Source organism: Flavicella sp. (assembly GCF_029238425.1).
GTDB lineage: Bacteria > Bacteroidota > Bacteroidia > Flavobacteriales > Flavobacteriaceae > Flavicella.
The window spans coordinates 1-4,994 of record NZ_JAQWGB010000069.1 but is presented as its reverse complement, the minus strand read 5'-3'; the positions used below and the strand labels follow the sequence as shown (position 1 = coordinate 4,994).

The following is a 4,994-nucleotide window of genomic DNA, read 5'->3' as shown; positions in this document are numbered from 1 at the left end:
CCTGGTCAGTTTCAGATGTCAAAAAAAGACGGGAAATCTGTGTTGTTACACGGGATAGAGAAAAAAGGTTTTTATACGATCAAATCACCTGATGAAACTATTTATGAGGTTTCGTTAGAAGCAAAAAAAGCCTGTCCAGTTAAAATAATTGATGTAAAACAAGTCTGATACTAGGCTCTTTTTTCAATCAAAAATTAGATTTAACAAAATAAAAACTAGAGAACGTTTGCATGCGTTCTCTAGTTTTTATTTTTATAGTATCTTTACGAATTCAAGGAAATTTGTAAGCGGTTTTCTAAGGCCTAATAAATCAGCTTTTTAAGCGTTTACTTATTGATTATAAATATACATACTGACTGCACTAAAGTCAGTATCCAAAAAGAGAAACTTATATATGGGCTGTACTTCGTGCTCTACAAATAAATCCGGAGTTCCAGGTGGGTGTAAAAGCAATGGCGCTTGTGCAACTGGGAGCTGCGATAAATTAACCGTTTTTGATTGGTTGTCTAATATGGCATTACCAAGTGGTCAAAAACCTTTAAATATTGTTGAGGTTCGTTTTAAAAACGGAAGGAAACATTTTTATAGAAATAATAATAATTTTCAGTTATCTATTGGTGAAATAGTGGCAGTGGAGGGTTCTCCAGGTCATGATATCGGAACTGTTTCTTTAACAGGTGAGCTTGTACGAGTTCAAATGAAAAAGAAAAAAGTTACCGAGGATAGTGAAGAGGTTAAAAAAATATATCGCAAAGCGAGTGTTAGAGATATTGATATCTGGCAAGCTGCAAGAGATAAAGAGATTGAAACACAACGTCGTGGACGTGAAATTTTAGGTCGTTTAGGTTTGAAAATGAAACTTTCTGATGTTGAGTATCAGGGAGATGGTAACAAAGCAACGTTTTATTATACTGCTGAAGATAGAGTAGATTTTAGACAGTTGATAAAGGACTTGGCAAGTGCTTTTAGCATTCGTGTAGAAATGAAGCAAGTTGGTTTACGTCAGGAAGCTGCTCGTTTAGGAGGTGTTGGTTCATGTGGACGTGAATTGTGTTGTTCTACTTGGTTGACAGATTTTAGAAAAGTCAATACGGCGTCAGCTCGTTATCAGCAACTTTCTTTAAACCCGCAAAAATTAGCAGGTCAATGTGGAAAGTTAAAATGTTGTTTGAATTTTGAATTGGATTCTTATTTAGATGCCTTGAAAGATTTTCCAAAACAAGATGTTGTTTTAGAAACAGAAAAAGGACGCGCAACTTTTGTAAAGATGGATATCTTTAAAGGTTTGTTGTGGTACGCCTCTAAAGAAGAAGGATTCAAATGGTATAAACTTACACTAGAGCAAGTTCAAGAGGTAATTGCCATGAATAAAAATGGTGAAAAAGCACCGAGTTTAGAAGAGCTTGAATCAGAAACTATAGTAGCTACTAAAATCGACTTTGAAAATGTAGTGGGACAGGATAGTTTGACTCGTTTTGATAAGCCAAAGACTAAAAATAAAAGAAGAAATAAAAAGAAAAAACCTGGTCAGGGGCAAAACCAACAAGGGAATTCTGGACCAAGAAAACAAGGACCAAGAAAACCAAATAACGGCCAGTCACAAAATAAAGAAGGCGGACAAAAAAGAAAGCAGGGGAATAAAAATGCTAACCCGAATCAGAAAAATCCGAATGCGAATCCAAATGCAAATGCAAATGGACCAAAGCAAGGAGCTCCTAAAAAACGTCGTCCTCAAAATAAAAACAAGCAAAACCCAAACGCGAAACCGAATCCAAATCAAAAGCAAGGTGGGGCAAAACCTGCCGGAGCTAACACTAATGAATCCGGTGTAAAGAATGAGGGAGGAGCAAAGAGGCCAAAGCGAAACAATAATAGAAGAAAGAAACCTAATCCAAATAATAAACCTAATCCCAATGCTACGAAAGACGCATAAATATGGTGTTATTTTATTGCTATTTGTATTCTTAATTAGTTGCGATGAATATCGTGTATTTGACAAGTATACGTCTGTCGGGATTGATGGCTGGAAGAAAGAAAATTTGGTGAACTTTGAATTTGAAGTTTCGGATTCTTTAGAATCATATGATCTGTTTATTCAGTTGAGGAATACTAGTGAATACCAATATTCTAATCTGTTTTTGATCGCCGAACTTCAATATCCAAGTGGATTCCATGTAGTAGATACATTAGAGTATAAAATGACCGATTCTTACGGGAATTGGCTAGGAGATGGGTTTACTGATATCAAAGAAAACAAATTATTTTACCGTGAAAACTTTAGGTTTTCAGAGTTAGGTTCCTACCAAGTAAATATCCAACAAGCCATGCGTAACCGAAATGATATTGATGGTTTACAAAGTGTGAAAGGAATTTCAGATGTAGGTTTCCGCATTGAAAAAAAAGAAAAATAAAAAAGCATAATACGACTGTTATTATCAATTTGAAAAAAAATAGCTAGATGGCTGAAAAGAAAAATAAACAAAATAGTACTCCAACTTCTTTTAGAAAATATACGTTATGGTTTTGGGGTTTGATCTTAGGTGGTTTGTTGTTTGTATCATCTTTGTTTTTATTGGCCTCTATGGAGGTTTTTGGCGAATTGCCAACCTTTGAAGAATTAGAAAACCCTGAAAATAATTTTGCTACTGAGATTATTTCTATCGATGGGAAAACTCTTGGGAAATATTATAATGAAAATAGAACTCCAGTTAAATTTAAAGATTTACCTAAAAATCTTGTAGATGCATTAGTGTCTACTGAGGACGAACGTTTTTATGAGCATTCTGGAATTGATTTTAAAGGAACCTTAAGAGCGGTTGTAAAACTTGGAAAAGGTGGGGGTGCGAGTACCATTACGCAACAATTAGCAAAACTTTTATTTACGGAAGGTTCGGGTACTAGAAATAAATTTAAAAGGGTTGTTCAGAAAATAAACGAGTGGGTGATTGCGGTGCGATTGGAGGAACAATACACGAAAGAGGAAATCATTACCATGTATTTGAACAAGTTTGACTTCTTGTACAATGCCATTGGAATTAGATCCGCTTCAAGAATTTATTTTGGAAAGGAACCGATTGATTTAAAACCAGAAGAGTCTGCTGTTTTGGTGGCAATGTTGAAAAATCCAAGACAATACAATCCTAATAGAGAAATTTCAAAAAAGAAATCTTTAGCAAGAAGAAATCAAGTGTTGTTTCAGCTTGAAAGAAATAATAAAATTTCAGAAAAGGAGAAAGATTCTTTACAGAAATTACCGATGATTATTGAGTTTTCTCCAGAAGGACATAGTGATGGTTATGCAACCTATTTTAGAGAGTATTTGCGTGATTATATGAAAAGATGGATCAAAGAAAATCCTAAGCCAGATGGAACGTATCATAATATTTACCGTGATGGTTTAAAGATTTATGTGACTTTAGATTCTAGAATGCAACGCTATGCAGAAGAAGCAGTTCATGAACATGTTTCTAACTTGCAAAGAGTGTTTTTCAAGGAGCAAAAACGGAACCCTACGGCACCGTTTTATGATTTAGAAGATGAAGAGATAGAGGCTACTATGTTGCGTGCAATGAAAAATACAGACAGGTATAGATTGTTGAAAAAAGCAGGTAAATCAGAAAAAGAAATCAAGAAGGCTTTTGACACCAAAAGAAAGATGAAAGTGTTCTCTTGGAAAGGAACGATTGATACTGTTTTTACACCCTATGATTCTATAAAATATTACAAGCACTTTTTACATAGTGGATTGTTGTCTATTGAACCTCAAACTGGTCATATCAAGGCTTGGGTTGGTGGAATTAATAATAAGTATTTCCAATACGATCACGTAGAGCAAGGAAAACGTCAGGTTGGCTCTACCTTTAAGCCCTTTGTGTATGCGTCTGCAATAGATCAATTACAAATATCTCCTTGTGAAAAATATCCAAATACTATGTATACCATTCCAAAAGAGGCATATGGAATGGATGAAGATTGGACACCTAAAAATTCTGGTGACAGTTATGGGGGAGAATTAACATTAAAACAAGCCTTAGCGAAATCAATCAATGTTATTACTGCTAGGTTGATCCATATGGTAGGACCTAAAACCGTAGTTAGATTGGCAAAAAGAGCAGGTATTCACTCTAATATTCCCGCATATCCATCCATTGCACTTGGAACTATTGATGCAAGTTTGTATGATATGGTAGGAGCGTATTCTATGTTTGCAAATAAAGGATTGCGTGTGAATCAAATGATGCTATTGAGGATAGAGGATAGAAATGGAACGGTGTTACAAGAGTTTACTCCAAAAACGGAGCAGGTTTTAAGTGAGGAATCTGCTTATGTAGTGGTTGATTTGTTAAAAGGAGTTACTGAAGCCGGTTCAGGTGTTAGGTTAAGAGGAAAATGGGGTAAATATCCAGATAGTATTTCTACAGGATATCCTTACCAATTTGAAAACCCAATTATGGGTAAAACAGGTACTACACAAAATCAATCTGATGGTTGGTTTATGGGGGTGGTTCCGAATCTAGCCACAGGTGTTTGGACTGGAGCAGATGATAGAGCTACACATTTTGAAGGGATTGTACAGGGACAAGGAGCTACGATGTCATTGCCTACTTGGGCTTTGTTTATGAGAAAATGTTATGCAGATCCTACGTTAAATATTAGTCAGGAAGAGTTTGAAAAACCAGATCATATTGGAATTCAGTTGGATTGTGAGACTCCGCCTTTGATTGATGAAGAAGGTGTGGAGATTCCAGTAGAAACTGTAGAGGAAGAAACAGAATTTTAAACTAAAAGAAGTAAAAGTATATCAAAAGTGTAAGGAGTAATCTTTGCACTTTTTTTGTATTTTTAAATCACTTCAAATTATAACTATGAAAAAGTGGATACCATCAGAAAAAGAACTTAAGAATAGTAATATTTCTAGAGTGATGGAAGAACTTTCTGTGAATTCTTATCCTGAGTTTTATAAATGGTCTGTTGATCATAAAAATTTATTTTGG

The 4,994-nt window shown here is 35.0% G+C and carries 4 protein-coding genes; all 4 read left to right on the top strand.

What is annotated here, in order from left to right; translation table 11 throughout:
* On the top strand, positions 1 to 168 hold a 168-nt coding region (locus P8H68_RS04810; RefSeq protein ID WP_300322250.1), incomplete at its 5' end, for a ferredoxin.
* 226 nt (positions 169 to 394) lie between these two features.
* Positions 395 to 1,933: a regulatory iron-sulfur-containing complex subunit RicT gene (gene ricT / locus P8H68_RS04805; RefSeq protein WP_300322249.1), complete on the top strand. Its 1,539-nt coding sequence runs from the start codon at positions 395 to 397 to the stop codon at positions 1,931 to 1,933.
* The gene (locus P8H68_RS04800; protein WP_300322248.1) at positions 1,914 to 2,411 is read left to right on the top strand and encodes a gliding motility lipoprotein GldH; all 498 of its coding nucleotides are present in this window, start codon (positions 1,914 to 1,916) and stop codon (positions 2,409 to 2,411) included. Before ricT ends, P8H68_RS04800 begins: the two co-directional genes overlap by 20 nt.
* A gap of 47 nt (positions 2,412 to 2,458) precedes the next feature.
* Positions 2,459 to 4,780 (top strand): transglycosylase domain-containing protein, encoded by a 2,322-nt coding sequence (locus P8H68_RS04795; protein WP_300322247.1) that lies wholly within the window; start codon positions 2,459 to 2,461, stop codon positions 4,778 to 4,780.
* Positions 4,781 to 4,994 lie beyond the last annotated feature (214 nt).

Excerpts from the sequence above, each read along its gene's own strand:
- P8H68_RS04795 (WP_300322247.1), top strand. The coding sequence starts at position 2,459 with ATGGCTGAAAAGAAAAATAAACAAAATAGTACTCCAACTTCTTTTAGA.
- ricT (WP_300322249.1), top strand. The coding sequence starts at position 395 with ATGGGCTGTACTTCGTGCTCTACAAATAAATCCGGAGTTCCAGGTGGG.
- P8H68_RS04800 (WP_300322248.1), top strand. The coding sequence starts at position 1,914 with ATGCTACGAAAGACGCATAAATATGGTGTTATTTTATTGCTATTTGTA.